The organism is Burkholderia sp. Ac-20345 (assembly GCF_017104825.1).
Classification (GTDB): domain Bacteria; phylum Pseudomonadota; class Gammaproteobacteria; order Burkholderiales; family Burkholderiaceae; genus Burkholderia; species Burkholderia lata_B.
This window is the reverse complement of sequence record NZ_JAAGPO010000003.1, coordinates 91,542-108,489: the sequence shown is the minus strand read 5'-3', so window position 1 is coordinate 108,489 and position 16,948 is coordinate 91,542. Positions and strand designations below refer to the sequence as shown.

General features: G+C 61.8%; 11 protein-coding genes. 5 read left to right on the top strand and 6 right to left on the bottom strand.

The features are described from left to right. Positions 1 to 58: 58 nt before the first annotated feature. Entirely contained in the window at positions 59 to 1,519 is a 1,461-nt protein-coding gene (locus G3O06_RS02645) for an aldehyde dehydrogenase family protein (RefSeq protein ID WP_174986902.1), read from the bottom strand. A 566-nt stretch (positions 1,520 to 2,085) separates the two neighbouring features. On the opposite strand from G3O06_RS02645, the gene G3O06_RS02640 reads away from it, so the two are divergent. The 5 genes from G3O06_RS02640 to G3O06_RS02620 all read left to right on the top strand — a co-directional run bounded on the left by G3O06_RS02640 (position 2,086) and on the right by G3O06_RS02620 (position 9,909). Next, positions 2,086 to 3,066, top strand: a complete 981-nt coding sequence (locus G3O06_RS02640) for an aminotransferase class IV (protein ID WP_205814862.1) — start codon at positions 2,086 to 2,088, stop codon at positions 3,064 to 3,066. A gap of 405 nt (positions 3,067 to 3,471) precedes the next feature. Then, positions 3,472 to 4,791, top strand: a complete 1,320-nt coding sequence (locus G3O06_RS02635; protein ID WP_241019468.1) for a DUF1329 domain-containing protein — start codon at positions 3,472 to 3,474, stop codon at positions 4,789 to 4,791. A 16-nt stretch (positions 4,792 to 4,807) separates the two neighbouring features. Next, positions 4,808 to 6,514, top strand: coding sequence for a DUF1302 family protein (locus G3O06_RS02630; protein WP_174968630.1), 1,707 nt, complete (start codon positions 4,808 to 4,810; stop codon positions 6,512 to 6,514). A gap of 7 nt (positions 6,515 to 6,521) precedes the next feature. After that, positions 6,522 to 8,921 carry an MMPL family transporter gene (locus tag G3O06_RS02625; protein WP_205814861.1) on the top strand — a complete coding sequence of 800 codons (2,400 nt, stop codon included), beginning with the start codon at positions 6,522 to 6,524 and terminating at the stop codon, positions 8,919 to 8,921. A 13-nt stretch (positions 8,922 to 8,934) separates the two neighbouring features. Beyond that, positions 8,935 to 9,909, top strand: coding sequence for a YCF48-related protein (locus tag G3O06_RS02620; RefSeq protein WP_241019467.1), 975 nt, complete (start codon positions 8,935 to 8,937; stop codon positions 9,907 to 9,909). 109 nt (positions 9,910 to 10,018) lie between these two features. Here the strand turns inward: G3O06_RS02620 and G3O06_RS02615 are convergent, their stop codons facing one another. The 5 genes from G3O06_RS02615 to G3O06_RS02595 all read right to left on the bottom strand — a co-directional run bounded on the left by G3O06_RS02615 (position 10,019) and on the right by G3O06_RS02595 (position 16,946). After that, positions 10,019 to 10,708 (bottom strand): response regulator transcription factor, encoded by a 690-nt coding sequence (locus G3O06_RS02615; protein ID WP_205814860.1) that lies wholly within the window; start codon positions 10,706 to 10,708, stop codon positions 10,019 to 10,021. 598 nt (positions 10,709 to 11,306) lie between these two features. Continuing rightward, the gene (locus G3O06_RS02610; RefSeq protein ID WP_205814859.1) at positions 11,307 to 12,926 is read right to left on the bottom strand and encodes a choline dehydrogenase; all 1,620 of its coding nucleotides are present in this window, start codon (positions 12,924 to 12,926) and stop codon (positions 11,307 to 11,309) included. A 222-nt stretch (positions 12,927 to 13,148) separates the two neighbouring features. Next, on the bottom strand, positions 13,149 to 14,099 hold the full coding sequence (locus tag G3O06_RS02605; RefSeq protein WP_205814858.1) for an alpha/beta hydrolase: 951 nt from the start codon (positions 14,097 to 14,099) through the stop codon (positions 13,149 to 13,151). Between the two features lie 33 nt (positions 14,100 to 14,132). Beyond that, positions 14,133 to 15,623, bottom strand: a complete 1,491-nt coding sequence (locus G3O06_RS02600) for an NAD(P)/FAD-dependent oxidoreductase (protein WP_205814857.1) — start codon at positions 15,621 to 15,623, stop codon at positions 14,133 to 14,135. A gap of 339 nt (positions 15,624 to 15,962) precedes the next feature. Continuing rightward, positions 15,963 to 16,946, bottom strand: coding sequence for an alpha/beta hydrolase (locus tag G3O06_RS02595; protein WP_205814856.1), 984 nt, complete (start codon positions 16,944 to 16,946; stop codon positions 15,963 to 15,965). Between the last annotated feature and the right edge of the window lie 2 nt (positions 16,947 to 16,948).

Sequence of the window (16,948 nt, the reverse complement as noted above, 5' to 3'; positions counted from 1 at the left end):
TGCCACCTTTCCGTAGACGGACGTCCGCATACCGCCGGACGCCCGTCGTCGATTCCCGCTAGCTGACGGCGCCCGGCGTCGCGCCGAACATCGACTTCGTCTCCAGGAACTCCTCGATACCGGCGTAGCCCCACTCTCGTCCATTGCCGGATTGCTTGTACCCACCGAACGGCGCCGCGATATCGACAGCCGCGCCGTTCAAATGCACCATCCCCGTCCGCAATTTTCTGGCGACGCGCTCCGCCTGTTCGATCGAGTCTCCATAGACGTAGCCGGACAATCCGTACGGCGAGTCGTTGGCGATGGTGACGGCGTCCGATTCATCCCGATAGGGGATGATCACCAATACGGGGCCGAAAATCTCCTCGGTTGCAATCTTCATGCGATTGTTCACGCGGCTGAACACCGTCGGCTTGACGTAGTAGCCTCGCTCAAGCCCGGAGGGATTGCCGAGCCCACCCGATAGAAGCATCGCGCCCTCGTCGATTCCCACCCGGATCATCTCCTGCACCTTTTGATGCTGGCGCTGGTTCGCCATCGGCCCCATGGTCGTACCGGGATCGCGCGGATCACCGACGACGACCTGCCCGCATGCAGCGACCGCGATCTGCTCCGCCTCTTCGAGCCGATGCGCCGGCACCAGCATGCGCGATGGCGCGGTGCAGGTCTGGCCGGAATTGGCCATCATCTGGAGCACCCCGTGCGTGACGCCCTGCTGAAAGTTCTCGCTATCCAGAATGATGTTCGCCGACTTGCCGCCCAGCTCCAGCGTCACCCGCTTGATCGTCGTCGCAGCGGCCTGAGCGACCTCCACGCCAGCGCTCGTCGAACCCGTCAGCGACACCATGTCAAAGAGCGGACTGGATGCAATCGCCCTGCCCAGGCGTTGACCGGCGCCCTGCACGAGATTGAATACGCCGGGCGGTACGCCGGCCTTCTCGAGGATCTCGGCAAGAACGATGGCCGAGTACGGTGCATTCTGACTGGGCTTCAACACGATCGTGCAACCCGCCACCAGCGCCGGCGCCACCTTGCACATGACCTGGTTCATCGGCCAGTTCCAGGGCGTAATCAACCCGCACACCCCCACCGGCTCCTTGACGATCCGCGACGTGCCCTGGGTTCGTTCAAACGGATACTGCTTCGCAACTTCCAGGGTCGTATGGAGGTGCCAGAGCCCCAGCGCCGCCTGAAGCGGGCGAGAGATGGCGTCCATCGGCGCGCCCATCTCGAGCGTGATTGCGTCGGCCATATCCTGCAACCGCTCGGTGTATGCACCGATCACGCGCTCGAGCAGCTTGAGCCGCTCAACGAGGGGCGTGTTCGAGAATGCCGCGAAGGCGTCGCGCGCCGCCTCCGCGGCCAGGTTCACATCGGCTTCGTCAGAGAACAGCAACACGCCGGAGACTTCGCCCGTCGCCGGGTTGATGATGTCGTGCTCTACGCCACCGTTCGCAGGCTCTACCCAACGGCCGCCTATGAACGCCTTGCGGAGATGGTCTGCTTCGAAAATCGGCATCTGCTCGCTCCATGTCAGTTGGTATCGAGGGCGAGTCTTCAGTCTTCTGGATCGCCCGGGAGGATCCATACTATCGTCTTTTTTGATCATTTGGCCAAGTCACATGACTCGGTAATAATCAGTATTGCCACCGGCCCGCCAAAGTAAGACGCTTCAGGGAACGAACAGTCATGCCGCTGCAAAATATCTGCAGCGGGTGTGACCCGATGATGATGGAGACGAAACCACGAGGCGGCTTCCGGCGAAGCTCGCGACACGCCGAAGCCACTTTTCCCAGGCGGATCGGTTTGGTCTGCCGAAACGGACATTCGACCATCACGGCCGGCAGACAAAGGTCTGCTCGCCGCTCACGTATCCAGGCAGGCCTCACAGAGGGTTAACCTTCATCGACAAGGAATTTTTCGAGCAATACTTTCTACTACACGGTCATTTGATCAAGTCATATGGCAGACTTCACGCCGGATAGCCAGGAAGTAAGCAATCCGCAAAGAAGCGCACCGCGATCCGGTCGCTTTTGACGTCAACATCGAACGACAACACTCCCTCGGGAGCGAAAGGTAATTACCATGGCAATCATTCAAGTCCAGCAGATCATGCACGAGAACCCGCTGCATGCTCGCGCTCCGCATGAACCCCGCTACGAAGATGGCAGCGCCTTTTGTGACGGCAATTACGTTCCCATCACCGAAGCGACCGTCCCGCTCGTCGACGCGGGATTCCTGCACGCCGACGCGGCCTACGATGTCGTCACCGTCTCGCGAGGCAACTTCTTCCGGCTCGACGATCACCTCACGCGCATGGAAGAGTCGTCGGCGAAGTTCTTCCTCGAGAATCCGTTCAATCGCGAGCAGGTCAAGGAGATTCTCCACAACCTCGTGCGCAACGCCGGCCTGAAGGATGCGTACGTCTGGTGGTGCGTCACCCGCGGCCCGCTGAGCGTCGATCGCCGCGACCGCGGCGCAATGAAGAACGCCATGTTCGCGTTTGCCGTGCCGTTCTTCTTCCAGGCCGACGATGAGGTCCGCACGCGAGGCTCGAACCTGCTGATCAGCAAGCTGTACAACCGTATTTCCGCGAAGGCAGTCGATCCCACGGCCAAGAACTTCCACTGGATGGACATGAAGCTCGCGCTGTTCGAAGCGATGACGCAGGAGAAGGACTGGGCGGTTCTCGTCGACGAAAGCGACAACCTCACCGAAGCAGCCGGTGCGAACGTGTTCTTCATCAAGAACGGGGAGCTCTTCACGCCTGCCGAAGGCTGCCTGCTAGGCATCACGCGCCAGAGCGTCTTCGATATCGCCGCCGAGCTCGGCCTCAAGGTGAACATCGGCAAGTACACGGCGACCCAGCTGCGCGAGGCTGACGAAGCATTCACCTCGTCGTCGGCAGGCGGGATCATGCCCGTCAGCGCAATCGACGATCAGCCGCTCGGCAACCGCAACGGCCCCGGCCCGATCTCCGAGAAGATTCACAACCTCTACTGGGAGAAGCGCTGGGCAGGATGGCACGCGCAGCCGGCCGAATACTTCTCGTCGGTCCCGGCATAAGCCGGAAGCCAGAAGCCGTTCAAAAGTGGCGCGTACGAAGCCGGCCCGGTCGAACAAGCCGCATCCGGCCCTGGTAGGCACCCAATAGCTGCATGTATTGACAAACCGTCCGGCGCCTAACCCAGGCGCCGGACGATACGAACTTCTACGTTATAGCGACGACCTGGAGTTCGGTGATTCAACAAAACAAAGTACAAGCACACCCCAATTCATTTCGCATAGCTAATAAACGGACAGGACTATCGGTACCTTCATCCGTATTCACCTATGCACAACCCTTTGGCGGGCGCACGTCACCTGGTCAAGGTCAAGGAGATAGCCGTGGTCAAGACTCATTCTTTCAAGAAATCTGCTTCGCTCATCCGATCGGCAGCGAAATTGTCCGTCATCGCTTCCGCAGTCGCGATGTCTTTGACCGGCGCGCTCGCGGAAGGTACGGATTCATCTCATACGCCATCGGGCGCCGAAGTCGCCGGCACCGCGAGCGGCATTCCCGCATGGACGCCCGTAGGTAACGTCGGGGCCGGCTGGAGTTACGGCAAGCGCCGCGCGGATTTCTTCAAATACAAGTCCGACAAACCCTTGTATACGATCGACGCCGGCAACGTCGACAAGTACGCGGACAAGCTCAACCCGGGCCAGATTGCACTGTTGAAGAACCTGAAGGGCTTCACGATGCCGGTGTACCCGTCGCGGCGCACGTGTGGCGTCCCCGATTTCGTCGCGGAGAATACGAAGAACAACGCGGGCTTCGCGAAGATGTCCGCGGACGGGTCGGAACTCGCCGATGCCCATCTTCCCGGCTACCCGTTCCCTGCGCCCAAGACCGGCGCGGAAGTGATGTGGAACGCGAAGCTGCACTACCGCGGCGCCGGCGTCGAGATGCGCGACATCATCACCGTCGTCTCCCCGCGGAAGGGCGCGTCCGACTGGATCAAGAACGTTTCCGACGCGTGGATCTACCAGCCGTGGGGTGACAAGGCCGGCACGACGTTCGCGAAGGTCAATCAGGTCGAAGGAAACGCCTACTACGCGTACAAGTCGCCGGCGGCCATTGCCGGCCAGGCCGCGATCTTTACGACCTATGCCGGCAAGCCGACCGAAGTCTTCTACTACTTCCCGGGCCAGCGCCGAACCCGTCGCATGCCGTCGTATGCGTACGACGCGCCCCAGATCGGCTTCGACAACCAGTACAACATGGATGAAGCGCTGGTGTTCTCCGGCCAGACGGACCGATTCTCCTGGAAGCTGCTCGGCAAGAAGGAAATGATCGTTACCTATAACGACCTCGGTATGTACGACTTCTCAGACAAATTCGAAGATGCGTACGGCCCTGACTTCGTGAACCCGTCGAAGCGGCGCTACGAACTCCATCGCGTGTGGGTCGTGGAAGCCACCGTCAAGCAGGGTATGCGCCATACCGCGCCCAAGCGCCTCTTCTACGTCGACGAAGACAGCTGGAGCTACCTCGGCGCGGTGGACTACGATGCACAGGGGAACATCTCGAAGGTTCGCGAGGGTTACGTCATTCCGGTGTATGAGACGGGAAGCTGCGACACGCTCGCATTCGCTCAATACAACCTCGTCGATGGCCGGTACCTCGTGGACGGTTCGATGCTCGCGGCCGGACGGGACGCAAAGTGGTCGGTCGACTCGTCGGCGGACCAACACTACAAGCCGAGCTTCTACAACGCCGATAATCTCCGTGCGTTGAGCGAGCGTTGACAGGAGCCGAAACAAAATGGCTACCACCTCCTCATTACAGCCCCGCTCCAGCGTGGTGTTCGTGCGCGCAGCGATCGCGGCGCTTGTCGCCGTCGGGTGCGGCAGCGCGCACGCCTTCACGTTCACGATCGGCAACGTCGAAGGCAGTTTCGATTCGACGATATCGGCGGGCGTCGGCATTCGAACTGCCTCGCCGAGCAGCAATCTCGTCTCGCCGACCTACAACGTGGCCACCGGTGCGCAGACCGGTGGTGGCCGGCTCGGTCAGTTGAGCGGCCTCTCCGATCAGGGCGACATCAACTACGGCAAGGGAGATCCTTTCACGAGCTATCTCAAGGGCAACCACGAGTTGGTCCTGAAGATGCCGTCGCAAGGGCTCACGTTCATGGCGCGCGGCACCTGGCAATACGACTACTCCGGTACCCGCACGACAGGCGCAACCAGCGGACAGGACCTGTTCTATAACCCAGCGCCCAGCCTGAGCGGCGGGCTCCCGTCCGATGCCGAGAAAAACATCCGCTTCAAGCCGCGCCTGCTCGACCTGTGGGTCAGCAAGCAGTTCAACGTAGGCGACCAGATTGCACGCGTCCGTGTGGGTAATCAGGTCGTCAGCTGGGGCGAAAGCATCTGGGAAATCGGCGGGGTCAATGCGACGAATGCGATCGACGTGAATCGCGCGTCCCAGCCCGGGGCGCAGGTCAAGGAGATCATCCTGCCCGCGCCGATCGTGAGCGTCGCATCCGGCGTGGGTCACGGCGTGAACGTCGAAGGGTACTTCCAGAGCAACTGGAACCAGAATTACCTTCCGCCGGTTGGCAGCTATTGGTCGAATCAGATCGTCGGGCCCGGCAACAACACGTATGGCGTCTCGACCATCCATCCGAAGAACGGCGGGCAGTATGGTTTTTCCATTCGCTACCAGCCTGCGGGAACGGACCTGAATCTCGGCTTCTACACGATCGCGTACCACGACAAGTTCCCGCAAGTCTCGCTGAGTTCGACGGGCGGGACGGTCTTCAGATTTCCGGAAGACCGCCACATGATCGGTGTCAGCGCCAACTTCCCCGTGGGCGACTGGGCGATCGGTACCGAACTCTCGTACCGCCCGCGCGATGCCGTTCCGCTGAATCCGGCCAGTGGATGCGTCGCGCAAGGTGGGAACTGCTGGGTCGACGAGAAGCGATTCCAGTGGCACCTGACGACCCTCTACTCGCTTCAGCCAGGCAACTCCGGAGCATTCCTGAAGCTGCTCGGCGCCCAGACCGCCACCCTGACGACCGAGACGGTGATCATTGCTTATCCCGGGCTTCACAAGAGCTACGGCGGGTCGCCGATTTCTCCCGGTGCGCTTCTGTGGGGGAATGAATTCAATGACTTGTTTGCGACCGGCGCACTCAACTCTCCTGGTAGTGCACAGGGAACGAAATACTCCGGCGGGATTGACGTCGATTTCAACTGGGTTTACGACGGCACCCTCATTCCCGGGTGGCAGGTCAATCCGGGGATATTCGTTCGATACGGCCTGTTCGGCAATACGCCGAACGTGAATGCCCAGTTCATGCGCGGCGTGACGGCCATGAACCTGTACGTGAACTTCATACAGAACCCGGCGAACTGGCAGGTCGGATTGAACTACACCCGTTTCATGGGCCCGACCAACCCGCTGGCCAACCCGCTACGTGACAGGGACTTCGTGGCAATCGTCGCATCTCGAAATTTCTGAGGTCAATATGAATCAAACGCCTGTTTCCGACGCAGCCCGACCCAGCAAGCTGCTAAGAACTCTTCATTCGCTGGAAAATACGCTGTTCGGTCACAGGCGTCTCGTTCTGGGGCTTCTGGTTCTCTTCACGGTCGTCATGGCCTGCTTCGCCGTCAAGCTTCGTATGGATGCCGGGTTCGAGAAGCAGCTTCCGCTTGGCCACGAATACACTCAGACGTTCAACGAGTATCGCGGTGACCTGCTCGGCGCCAACCGTTTGATCGTCGTCGTCAAGGCCCGCAAGGGCAGCATCTGGACGCCGGCCGCGTTGAAGCGCCTGTATGAAGTCACCCAGGCAGTTACGTTTCTGCCGAACGTGTCTCGAAGCAGCGTTCAATCGCTCTGGACTCCGAATTCATTCGTCAACGAGATCACCGAAGACGGATTCCGGGCCGACCCGCTCATCCCCGGCACCGTGACGCCCGATCAGCTCGACAGCAACACGGTCGGTGCCATTTCGCGCTCGACCGCCCAGGGCGGTTTCGTCGGCAGCCTCGTGTCGCGCGATCAAAGCAGTGCAATGATCACCGCGGACCTCAACGAGCTGGATGCCAAAGGTGAACGGGTCGACTACGTGGCATTCGATCAGGCGCTCGAATCGCAACTGCGATCGAAGTTCGAGGATTCGAACTATGAGATCCAGATCATCGGTTTCGCGAAACAGATTGGTGATATCGCAAACGGCGCATCGTCCGTCCTGAAGTTCTGCGCGATCGCCCTGCTCCTGACCGCGTTGGCCGTCTACTGGTACTGCCGCTCGGTTCGCCTGACGATCCTGCCGCTGACCTGCTCGCTCGTCTCGCTCGTCTGGCAGTTCGGCACGCTGCATCTCCTCGGCTACGGGCTCGACCCGTTGGGCGTGCTGGTCCCGTTCCTGGTGTTCGCGATCGGCGTTTCACACGGCGTCCAGCAGATCAATTTCATCGTTCGCGAGATCTCGCACGGGAAGTCGGTGGAGCAAGCCGCTCGATCCAGCTTCAGCGGGCTGCTGATTCCCGGCACGCTCGCCCTGGTGACTGCCTTCGTTTCCTTCGTCACGCTGATCCTGATTCCGATCCCGATGGTCCGCGAGCTCGCGATCACCGCTTCGCTCGGCGTGGCGTACAAGATCGTCACGAATCTGGTGATGCTCCCGCTGGCAGCGTCCCTGCTCAAGGTCGACGGCAATTATGCAAAGAATGCGGAGCTGCATGCCGCTCGTCGTGGCCGCGTGCTGCGGGTCCTCGCAAAAGTCGCCATTCCGCGCAATGCAGCGATCATCCTGCTGGCTGCCGTCGTGGTGTTCTGCGTGGCGGCGTGGGAAAGTCGCGACCGCGTAGTCGGCACGCTGCAGGCAGGCGCGCCCGAGCTTCGTGCCGACGCCCGCTTCAACAGGGATTCGGTTTCCATTGCGTCGAGCTACGACGTCGGCCTGGACTGGATTTCCATCGTCTTCGAAGCGCCTCCCCAGTCTTGCAACAACGTGGAAGTCGGCGCCTACCAGGATCGCTTCGTCTGGTCGATGCGTGCCGTTCCCGGCGTATTGTCGGTCGTTTCGTTCTCGTCGTTGCTGCGGCAATACAACGAGGGGTACAACGAAGGCAATCCGAAGATGTCCGCGATCCCCATCGATCCCGACAACTATTCATCGCTGGCCGGCGAGGTGGCCCGCACGCCCGGCGTCATGCGCAAGGACTGCAGCATGACCGCGGTGAACATCTATCTGGCGGACCACAAGGCGACCACGATCACCCAGGTGATCAACGCCGCGAAGCATTTTCGCGACACCAACAAGCTGCCGGGCGTGAAGATCCGGCTCGCCTCCGGAAACGCCGGCGTGCTGGCCGCGGTCAACGACGAAATCGAGCGCAGCGAACTGCCGATGATGCTTTACGTCTATACAACGATCGTGTTGCTTGTCCTCGTCACGTACCGTGACCTGCGTGCCGTCCTCGCATGCTGCCTGCCGCTGACGATCGGCACGTTCATCGGGTATTGGTTCATGAAGGAACTGCAGATCGGCCTGACCGTCGCCACGCTGCCTGTGATGGTGCTGGCGGTGGGTATCGGCGTCGACTACGCGTTCTACATCTACAACCGGCTGCAGCTGCATCTCGCCAACGGTGTCGGCATCGTCAAGGCGCTCGAGCAATCGATCCTCGAGATCGGGACGGCGACCATCTTTACGGCGATCACGCTTGCGATCGGCGTCGCCACCTGGTCATTCTCCGAGCTCAAGTTCCAGGCGGATATGGGCAAGCTCCTGGCATTCATGTTCATCGTCAACATGGTCATGGCCATGACCGTTCTGCCCGCCTTCGCCGTCTGGCTCGAGCGCATCTTCCCGCGGCGCCGGCCCGCCCGCGCACCCGGCCTGCTCGCCCATTGAAGAAGAGGATTCCATGACCCTATATCGTAAGGTTCTCTCGGTGTCGGCGGGTATCGTCGTCTTCGGAACGCTGCTGTGCAGCATGCAAAGCGCGGTATCCGCCCCGGAACTCAAGCCCGTTCCGGCCGTCCAGTCCAGCATCGCGACCCAGTCGGCCGTGCTGGATGCCGCGTGGGCCGGCCAGCGAGTGGTGAGTGTCGGTGCGAACGGCATCATTCTCCTGTCCGACAACCGCGGTGCGACGTACCGCCAGGCCAAGGCCGTCCCCGTGAGCTCGACGCTGACGTCCGTCAGTTTCATCGACGCCCGGACAGGGTGGGCGGTCGGCCACTGGGGCGCGATCCTGAAGACGACCGACGGCGGCGAGACGTGGGAGATTCAACGGCTCGCGACGACCGAGGATCGCCCGCTGTTCGGCGTGCACTTCATCGATGCCAACCACGGCGTGGCCGTCGGGCTCTGGTCGCTCATTCTTGTCACCGATGACGGCGGCAAGACCTGGACAAAAAAGGAAGCCGTTCTCCCGAACGGCAAGAAGTCGGACCTGAATCTGTTTGGTCTTTTTTCGAACGGCAATGGCGAGATCTTTGCCACGGCCGAGAAGGGGCAACTCCTTATCTCCAGGGACAAGGGCAACACGTGGGAAAGCGTGGAGACCGGTTACAAGGGATCGTTCTGGTGCGGCGTGGCACTTCCCAACGGTGTGCTGCTGGTCGGCGGGCTTCGCGGCACGTTGATGCGAAGCGAGGACAACGGCCATACGTGGTCACGCGCGACGCTCGACACCAAGAATTCCATTACCGCGCTTGCGTCCCGAGGCTCCACGGTATTGGCGGTAGGGGTCGACGGGTTGCAGGCCCAAAGCGCCGATGATGGAAAGACGTTCCAGCGCCTGCACACCCAGACCGGGACGACGTACACCGCGGCTCTCCCGTCGCCTGGTGACAAGTGGCTGATTTTTTCTCGCGACGGGGTCGTCGCGCAGTAACTGCCCGATGCCTGATCGGCGCAGCGGGCCGTGTTCGCGAAACACGGCTCGCTGCTTCGAATCCTTCCTGACCTGCACGGATTCAGACCACGAGCGACGCCCTCCCCCGTCACCCGGGTTTTCGAAGACGATAGCCGACGCCGTGCACGCTTTCCAAAATGCCCGACGCTCCCGAGACCATCAGCTTTTTCCGTAGCCGGCTCATGTGGCTGTCGACGGTGCGTGTGGATGCGCTCAGGTCTGTCATGCACGCGTTGAGCAATTCGATGCGCGTAAATGCACGATTCGGCAGCCTGGCCATGTGAGCCAGCAAGCGGAATTCGACGAGTGTCACGGAAACGGGCACTTCGCCGGAGGACGTTCGCACGCACGCCATATAGCTTTCCGTATCGATCTCGAGCGTTCCAACCCTTAGACGGCGCTCGGGCGCGAGCGTACCGGAGCGGCGAAGCATCGTGAGCAATCGCGCGACAACCACATCCGGGTTGAACGGCCTGACGATGTAGTCGTCGGCGCCGGCGTGCAGTGCGCGCAACCGCTCCCTGTCCAGATCACACTCCGAAATGACGACGATGGGGGTATCGCTTTGTCGTCGAAGCCTGGCCAGCGTTTCCAGGGTATCCGCACGCAGTTCACGGACGTCGAGAATGACCAGATCCGGCTTCAGGTTCAGGTGCGTGGCAAGCACGGCCTGGGTGGTGTTGGTCTGAAATGTTCGAAACCCGTTGCGAGTCAGGCAGGTATCGAGCGTTGACGACATTTCCGGTGCGTCATCCGCGATGAGTATGAGAGAGTGCATGTCTTAATTTCCGAGTCGTCGCCTTTCGTGCGCGTGAACGCCTTCCGGACAGCGCTCAGGTGCCGGATGGGGTCCAGGTTCACTGGCACGACTCGACGAGTTGAAAGCGGCGTTCGGCATGACGCACGCCGAAGCCATAGGGATAGAAACTGGGGAAGAATATTTCCTGCACCCGGACAAGGCCGGACGCCGAACAAGGTCGATCGGCTGATTGGTTCGTTGGTTGCGGCGACTCATCGCCGCGAAGCAAGCACCGGTCTTTCTCCGGTTGTTGGCGCACACCGGTCGCCACCCGGCATCCGAGCGTCGGGTGGCGACATCGCTTTCCTCGTGCTCGCCTTGCTCTTCAACAAACAAGGATGCATTTATGATCGGCGGGTGGCTGCATCACCCGACCTCGCCGCTCAAGCGCTCGACGCCAGAAAGCTCGCGATGCCCCAGCAGCGTCCGGCCTTGCCTCAACCGGCCTGCAAGCCCCTGCCTCCAGGCAGCGGACGTCGCTGCGCACACCGTGCCCGCAACGTCCGTGTCCGATTGAGGCCTTCATGCCGGCGTATGTCGGCACGAGAGAGGGTCAGTCAAACCACCATTCCGATTTTCACGCCGACATCGCAGACGGGAATCGCGAGATCCTCCGAATCAGATCCGAGGCTTTCTCCCCAATCATGATCGTCGGCGCGTTCGTGTTTGCCCCCACCAGCGTCGGCATGACGGAGGCATCAACCACACGCAAGCCTTCCGTTCCCCGTACGCGCAACTGAGCGTCGACGACGGCGAGCGCGTCGTTCCCCATGCGACACGTTCCTACCGGGTGGTACACGGTATCGGTCCGCTCGCGCAGCAACGCGCGAATGTCGTCGTCCGTTCGCGACCGGGACGCGAACAGATCCTCCGTCACGAACTGGGACATGGCCGGCGCCGCCATCAACCGCCGGGTCAGCTTGTATCCGTCGACCAGGACCTCGAGATCATCGTCGTGATCGAGGAATGCCGGGTCGATCAACGGCGCATCGAGCGGATCGGCGCTTCGCAGCTTGACCGATCCACGGCTTTTCGGCCTCAACAGGCACACGTGACAGGAAATGCCATGTCCGAGCTGCACCTTCCTTCCATGATCGTTGACGGGCCCCACGACAAAGTGCATCTGCACATCCGGTCGGTCCAGATCGGGACGCGTCTTCAGGAACGCGCCGCCCTCGGCAAAGTTGGTGGTCAGGGTACCGGTCCGCGAGTTCCGGTATTGCCGGATGTCGCCCAGCGTCTTGATCCCGCCGCGTACCGACACGCCGAGCGCATCCAGGCTGTTCGTCTTGTAGCTGACAACGAAGTCCGGGTGATCCTGCAGGTTTTCTCCAACGCCCGGGAGATCGGCTACGACCTTGATCCCGTGACGCTCGAGTTCGTCCTTCGGCCCGACGCCGGACAACATCAGCAACTGAGGCGATTGGAACGCGCCCGCAGAAAGGATCACCTCTTTCTTCGCCCAGATCGTCTCGACATTCCCCCCACGCGTGACCTCGACGCCAACGGCCCTTTTACCGTCGAACACGATGCGCCTGACCTGCGCGCCGGTCTCCACCGTCAGATTGCCGCGCGCTTTCATGTGCGGAAAAAGATAGGCACGTGCGGCACTCCAGCGCTCGCCATTCTTCTGGGTCACCTGGTAAATGCCGACGCCTTCCTGCTCCGCACCGTTGAAATCGTCCGTGACGGGCAGGCCGCACTCGCGTGCGGCGTCCAGCCAGCGCGCCTGGAATGGATTGTCCGTCCTCAGGTCGCTGACCCACAGCGGGCCGCCGCGCCCGTGCCATTCATTGCCAAGCCGCTCGTTGTGCTCGCTTCGCTTGAAATACGGGAAGACGTCGTTCCAGCCCCAGCCTTCGTTGCCGAGTTCAGCCCAGTCGTCGTAGTCGGCATGATGGCCGCGCGTGTACACCATCGCATTGATCGCGGACGATCCGCCCAACGCCTTGCCACGCGGCTGGTAGCCGCGCCGCCCCTGCAGCCCCTTCTGGGGTACCGTCTCGAACGCCCAGTTGTTCAGTCGGGACGGGATCATCAGCACCAGCGCGGCCGGCACGTTGATGGGCCATCCATCGCCCTTGCCACCGGCTTCGAAGAGGCACAGCGTCACATCGGGGTCTTCGGTCAAACGCGAAGCCAGCACACTGCCTGCCGAGCCGCCGCCTACAACAAGATAATCGAATGAGTTCTTCACGGGTCCGTGTCCTCGATAGATGCTTGAACGCTTCACAAGCAACTACCTGATGCATCGATTCCGCCACTCACGTCGCGGCCTCACCGAGCCGTTGCGCAATCGGCTTCATTCCGTCATGCATCAGCACTGCGTGGCCGCACCGGCAGCGTTGGAGGTCATCCATCGAACCGCGTGCGGCCACGAAATGGCGAAAAGCGAAATCAGGTCGCTTCCGCCAACGTATCAATGGTGCTGCGCGCCGCCGAGTATCTTTCGAAAGCTCGCGATGCCCTTCTCGATCCACGTCTGCGCACCCGGGGAGATCGCCCCCATGTCGAAGAACCCGTGAATCATGCCGTCGCACCGGATCGTGTCGACCTTGACGCCGCTTGCGTGGAGCAAGCGGCCATAGGCTTCGCCCTCGTCACGCAGCGGATCGAATTCGGCGGTCAGGATGACCGCGGGCGGCAGCCCGGCAAGGTCCTTCGCATGGATCGGGGCCAGTCGCGCATCCCCCCTGTCGGTACCGTCGAGCACGTAATGCCGGTCGAACCACGCGATCGTCTCGAGATCGAGCAGGTAGCCTTCGCCGTTTTCCTTGAAGGAAGGAAAATCGGAGCGGTCCTGTGCTACCGCGGGGTAGATCAGGAACTGGGCGGACAGCGAAATGCCGTCGGCGTGCAGTTGCTGGGTCACGACGGCCGCAAGATTGCCGCCGGCGCTATCTCCGGCCACCGCCACGACGTCGCTTCCGCCCAGCTCACCCGCGTTCGCGATCACCCATTTGGTCGCGGCAATCGCGTCGTCCGCCGCGGCCGGATACGGATGCTCGGGAGCCAGCCGGTAATCCACCGAGACGACGACCGCGCTCGCGCCACGAGCCAGCTCCCGACAAATGTTGTCGTGGGTGTCCAGATCGCCAATGACAAACCCGCCGCCATGGAGATAGACGACCGTCGGCAGATGACGCTCCTGGGTCGGACGATAGAGCCGCGCCCGCAGCGGTCCGGCCGCGCCGGGAACGGTCAAGTCTTCCACGCCGTGAATGTCGACAACGGCCTCTGGCGCGCGAACGGCGCGTGCCAGGTGCTGCATCAATCCGCGCGCCTCTTCCGGGGTCGACTGCGGCAGCGGTTTCGCGCCGGACCCGGCAAAGGATTCGAGAAAGCCAGCGAGGTGCAAATCGAGTGCCATAACATCACCTTTTAATCGAACGTTGCTCGGAGATCAGCGATATACGAGGACTTCGGAATCCGGGCTCAATTCCGGAATGGTCTGGCGCTCCTCCTCGTACTCGAAGTGGTGCTGCCACGGCATGCGATCGCCGCGCGAGTGCATCTGGTGTTGCGACCGCATCACGTACCCGGCATTGAAGTTGTTCGGGTCCGTCCACGGCAGACGCTGCATGTCGGCGTCTTCGGCGCGCAGGCACGGTTCCACCGTCTTCGCACCCACCTTGTCCATGTGCGCAAGGACGCGGCAGGTGAATTCGCAGACGAGGTCGGCGCGCAGCGTCCAGCTCGACCGGTAGTAGCCGTAGATGAACGCCATGTTCGGGATACCCTCGATCATCATTCCCCGATACGAGACCCGCTTGGTCATGTCGACCGGATCTCCGTCGACGTGGAAGGCGATCTGGCCGAACGCACTCATATCGAAGCCGGTCGCCGTCACGACGATGTCCGCCTGCAGGTGCTCGCCCGACGCCAACGTGATGCCGTTCTCGTCGAACGATTCGATGGTGTCCGTCACGACGGATGCCTTCCCGTCCCGGATGGCCGTGAAGAGGTCGCCTTCGGGCACCGCCGCCACGCGCTGCTGCCACGGGCGATAGCTGGGATTGAAGTGCTTGTCGACGTCAAAGCCTTCCGGCAGCTGTTGCCGGGTCTCGTTGATCAGCCAGTCGCGAACGGCGTCCGGGTTCGCTGAGGACAGGTTGATCAGGTCGAACGTCTGCTTCAGGTGCGCACGCCGCAGAATCTCCGACCGCCACTCTTCGGGAAGGCTCAGTTCGCGAAGCGTGGCGTCGAGCTGGTGGGTCCACGGCACCGCCGTGAAGAACGTCGGCGACCGTTGCAGCATCGTCACATGCGCGGCGATGCCGGCCATCGCCGGAATCAGCGTCGCGGCGGTCGCGCCCGAGCCGATCACGACCACCCGCTTCCCGGCATAGTCGAGGTCTTCCGGCCAGTGCTGCGGATGAACGACCGTTCCCTTGTAGCGATCGAAGCCATTCCACTTCGGCGTGAAGCCCTGGCGATGGTCGTAGTACCCCGCCCCCAGCCACAGGAAGTCGGTGGTGAGCGAGAAGTGTTCGCCCGTATCATTGCGCGATACCTCGACCGTCCAGCGCTTCTGTTCGCTCGACCAGCTCACCGTTTGAACTCGATGCCCGTAGCGGATCTTCGATCCGAGGTCATATTCCTTGATGACCTCTCCCAGATAGCCGTGGATCTCGTCCGCCGTAGCGATCGAGCGGCCCTGCCACGGGCGGAAGCCGAACGCATACGTGTACAGGTCGCTGTCGGAGCGCGCGCCGGGGTAGCGATGGGTCCACCACGTACCGCCGAATCCGTCCATGGCTTCCAGGATCGCGAACGAGCGGCCCGGCAGGTTCATGCGGAGATGACAAGCGGCATCGATCCCCGAGATCCCCGCCCCGATGATTAGTACATCTACGTGCTCAGGCGAACACGAATCTGCTTGATTCTTAGTCATGAGATCCCTCCGATGACCAGTTATTGAAAATATCCGTAACGCCGCACGACTAGATCATTAGACTTGGTCATGTGACTACGCAGGAAAGAGACGCCCACACGTGTATGCCAGCGACAACGCTTCAAACCAGCACGAGACAACCATCCATGCGCCCGACCGGACATGCACGCCGGTCACTGATGTGCACATCCCGGTTTGACCGGCCACCCCGAACATGATCAATTGACCAAGTTCCACGGTTCCCAGTCTATGCAGTCGGGGGGCAATTTGAATCAGGAGTTTCCATTACACGATCGGTCGCAAAGATTGCATGCGTCGGCCCGCGCGACGACCAAAGCGTCAAACATCGAAACCGTCTTTTTCGGCAAGCCGCCAGACAAAGGAAACGGCGCGATCCAGCAGGTATCTCGCTGCCGGGATAGTGCGGGCGGCGGTGATGATGCCGTGATGATGCCCGGGCAGATGGTGATGCTCGACCTTGCTCCCGGCGCGGGCCGCGCATGACGCGTACGCAATGCCTTCGTCACATAGCGGGTCCAGCCCCACCGTGGCAATGAACATCGGCGGCTGCCGCCGGCCTTCCGCATGCAGCAGCGGGGACAGGCGCGGCAGATCAAACGGTGTGCCAACCGGCACGTAGTGTTCCCGGAACCAGAGCATCGACTCGGCGACGAGCGGAAATCCGCCTTGAATGCGCTGATATGACGGGCGCGACGCCGTCAGGTCCGTCACGGGATAAAACAGGATCTGCCCGACGATCGCGGGTCCCGCCGCCGATGCCGCATTGGCGATGATGGTCGCCATGTTGCCGCCGGCGCTGTCGCCCGCCAGGATCACCCGAGACGCGTTGATGGAGAGCACAGACGCGTTGGCGATCAGGTAGTCCAGTGCCCGCTCGCAGTCTTCGAGCGGGCCCGGCCAACGGTGCTCCGGCGATAGCCGGTACTCTACCGACGCGACAGTACACCCGCCATGCCGTGCGAGATGACGGCAGATGCCGTCATGCGTGTCCACGCTGCCGATCACCCACCCGCCGCCGTGAATGAAGACGACGAGCGGGTTGTCCTCGGCACCCGCCCCGGCGGGTGGGCGATAGAGCCGTACGCGAATGCTGCCGTCCGCGACGGGAACACCGATATCGTCATGGACAACAGCCTCGTCACCCGTGAGGCCGTTCAATTCGCAGGCACGCACGAAGTTCACGCGCGACTGGTCGACGGAAAAGCTGCCGTAATGCCGTCCGCCCAGTTCGCGGAACGCGCGAACGGCGTCCCGAGCATCGTCAGCCACCTCGGTCAGCGGCAACCAGTGCACCGATGTCATGT

Excerpts from the sequence above, each read along its gene's own strand:
- G3O06_RS02645 (WP_174986902.1), bottom strand. The coding sequence starts at position 1,519 with ATGCCGATTTTCGAAGCAGACCATCTCCGCAAGGCGTTCATAGGCGGC.
- G3O06_RS02620 (WP_241019467.1), top strand. The coding sequence starts at position 8,935 with ATGACCCTATATCGTAAGGTTCTCTCGGTGTCGGCGGGTATCGTCGTC.
- G3O06_RS02615 (WP_205814860.1), bottom strand. The coding sequence starts at position 10,708 with ATGCACTCTCTCATACTCATCGCGGATGACGCACCGGAAATGTCGTCA.
- G3O06_RS02635 (WP_241019468.1), top strand. The coding sequence starts at position 3,472 with ATGTCTTTGACCGGCGCGCTCGCGGAAGGTACGGATTCATCTCATACG.
- G3O06_RS02630 (WP_174968630.1), top strand. The coding sequence starts at position 4,808 with ATGGCTACCACCTCCTCATTACAGCCCCGCTCCAGCGTGGTGTTCGTG.
- G3O06_RS02625 (WP_205814861.1), top strand. The coding sequence starts at position 6,522 with ATGAATCAAACGCCTGTTTCCGACGCAGCCCGACCCAGCAAGCTGCTA.
- G3O06_RS02600 (WP_205814857.1), bottom strand. The coding sequence starts at position 15,623 with ATGACTAAGAATCAAGCAGATTCGTGTTCGCCTGAGCACGTAGATGTA.
- G3O06_RS02605 (WP_205814858.1), bottom strand. The coding sequence starts at position 14,099 with ATGGCACTCGATTTGCACCTCGCTGGCTTTCTCGAATCCTTTGCCGGG.
- G3O06_RS02595 (WP_205814856.1), bottom strand. The coding sequence starts at position 16,946 with ATGACATCGGTGCACTGGTTGCCGCTGACCGAGGTGGCTGACGATGCT.
- G3O06_RS02640 (WP_205814862.1), top strand. The coding sequence starts at position 2,086 with ATGGCAATCATTCAAGTCCAGCAGATCATGCACGAGAACCCGCTGCAT.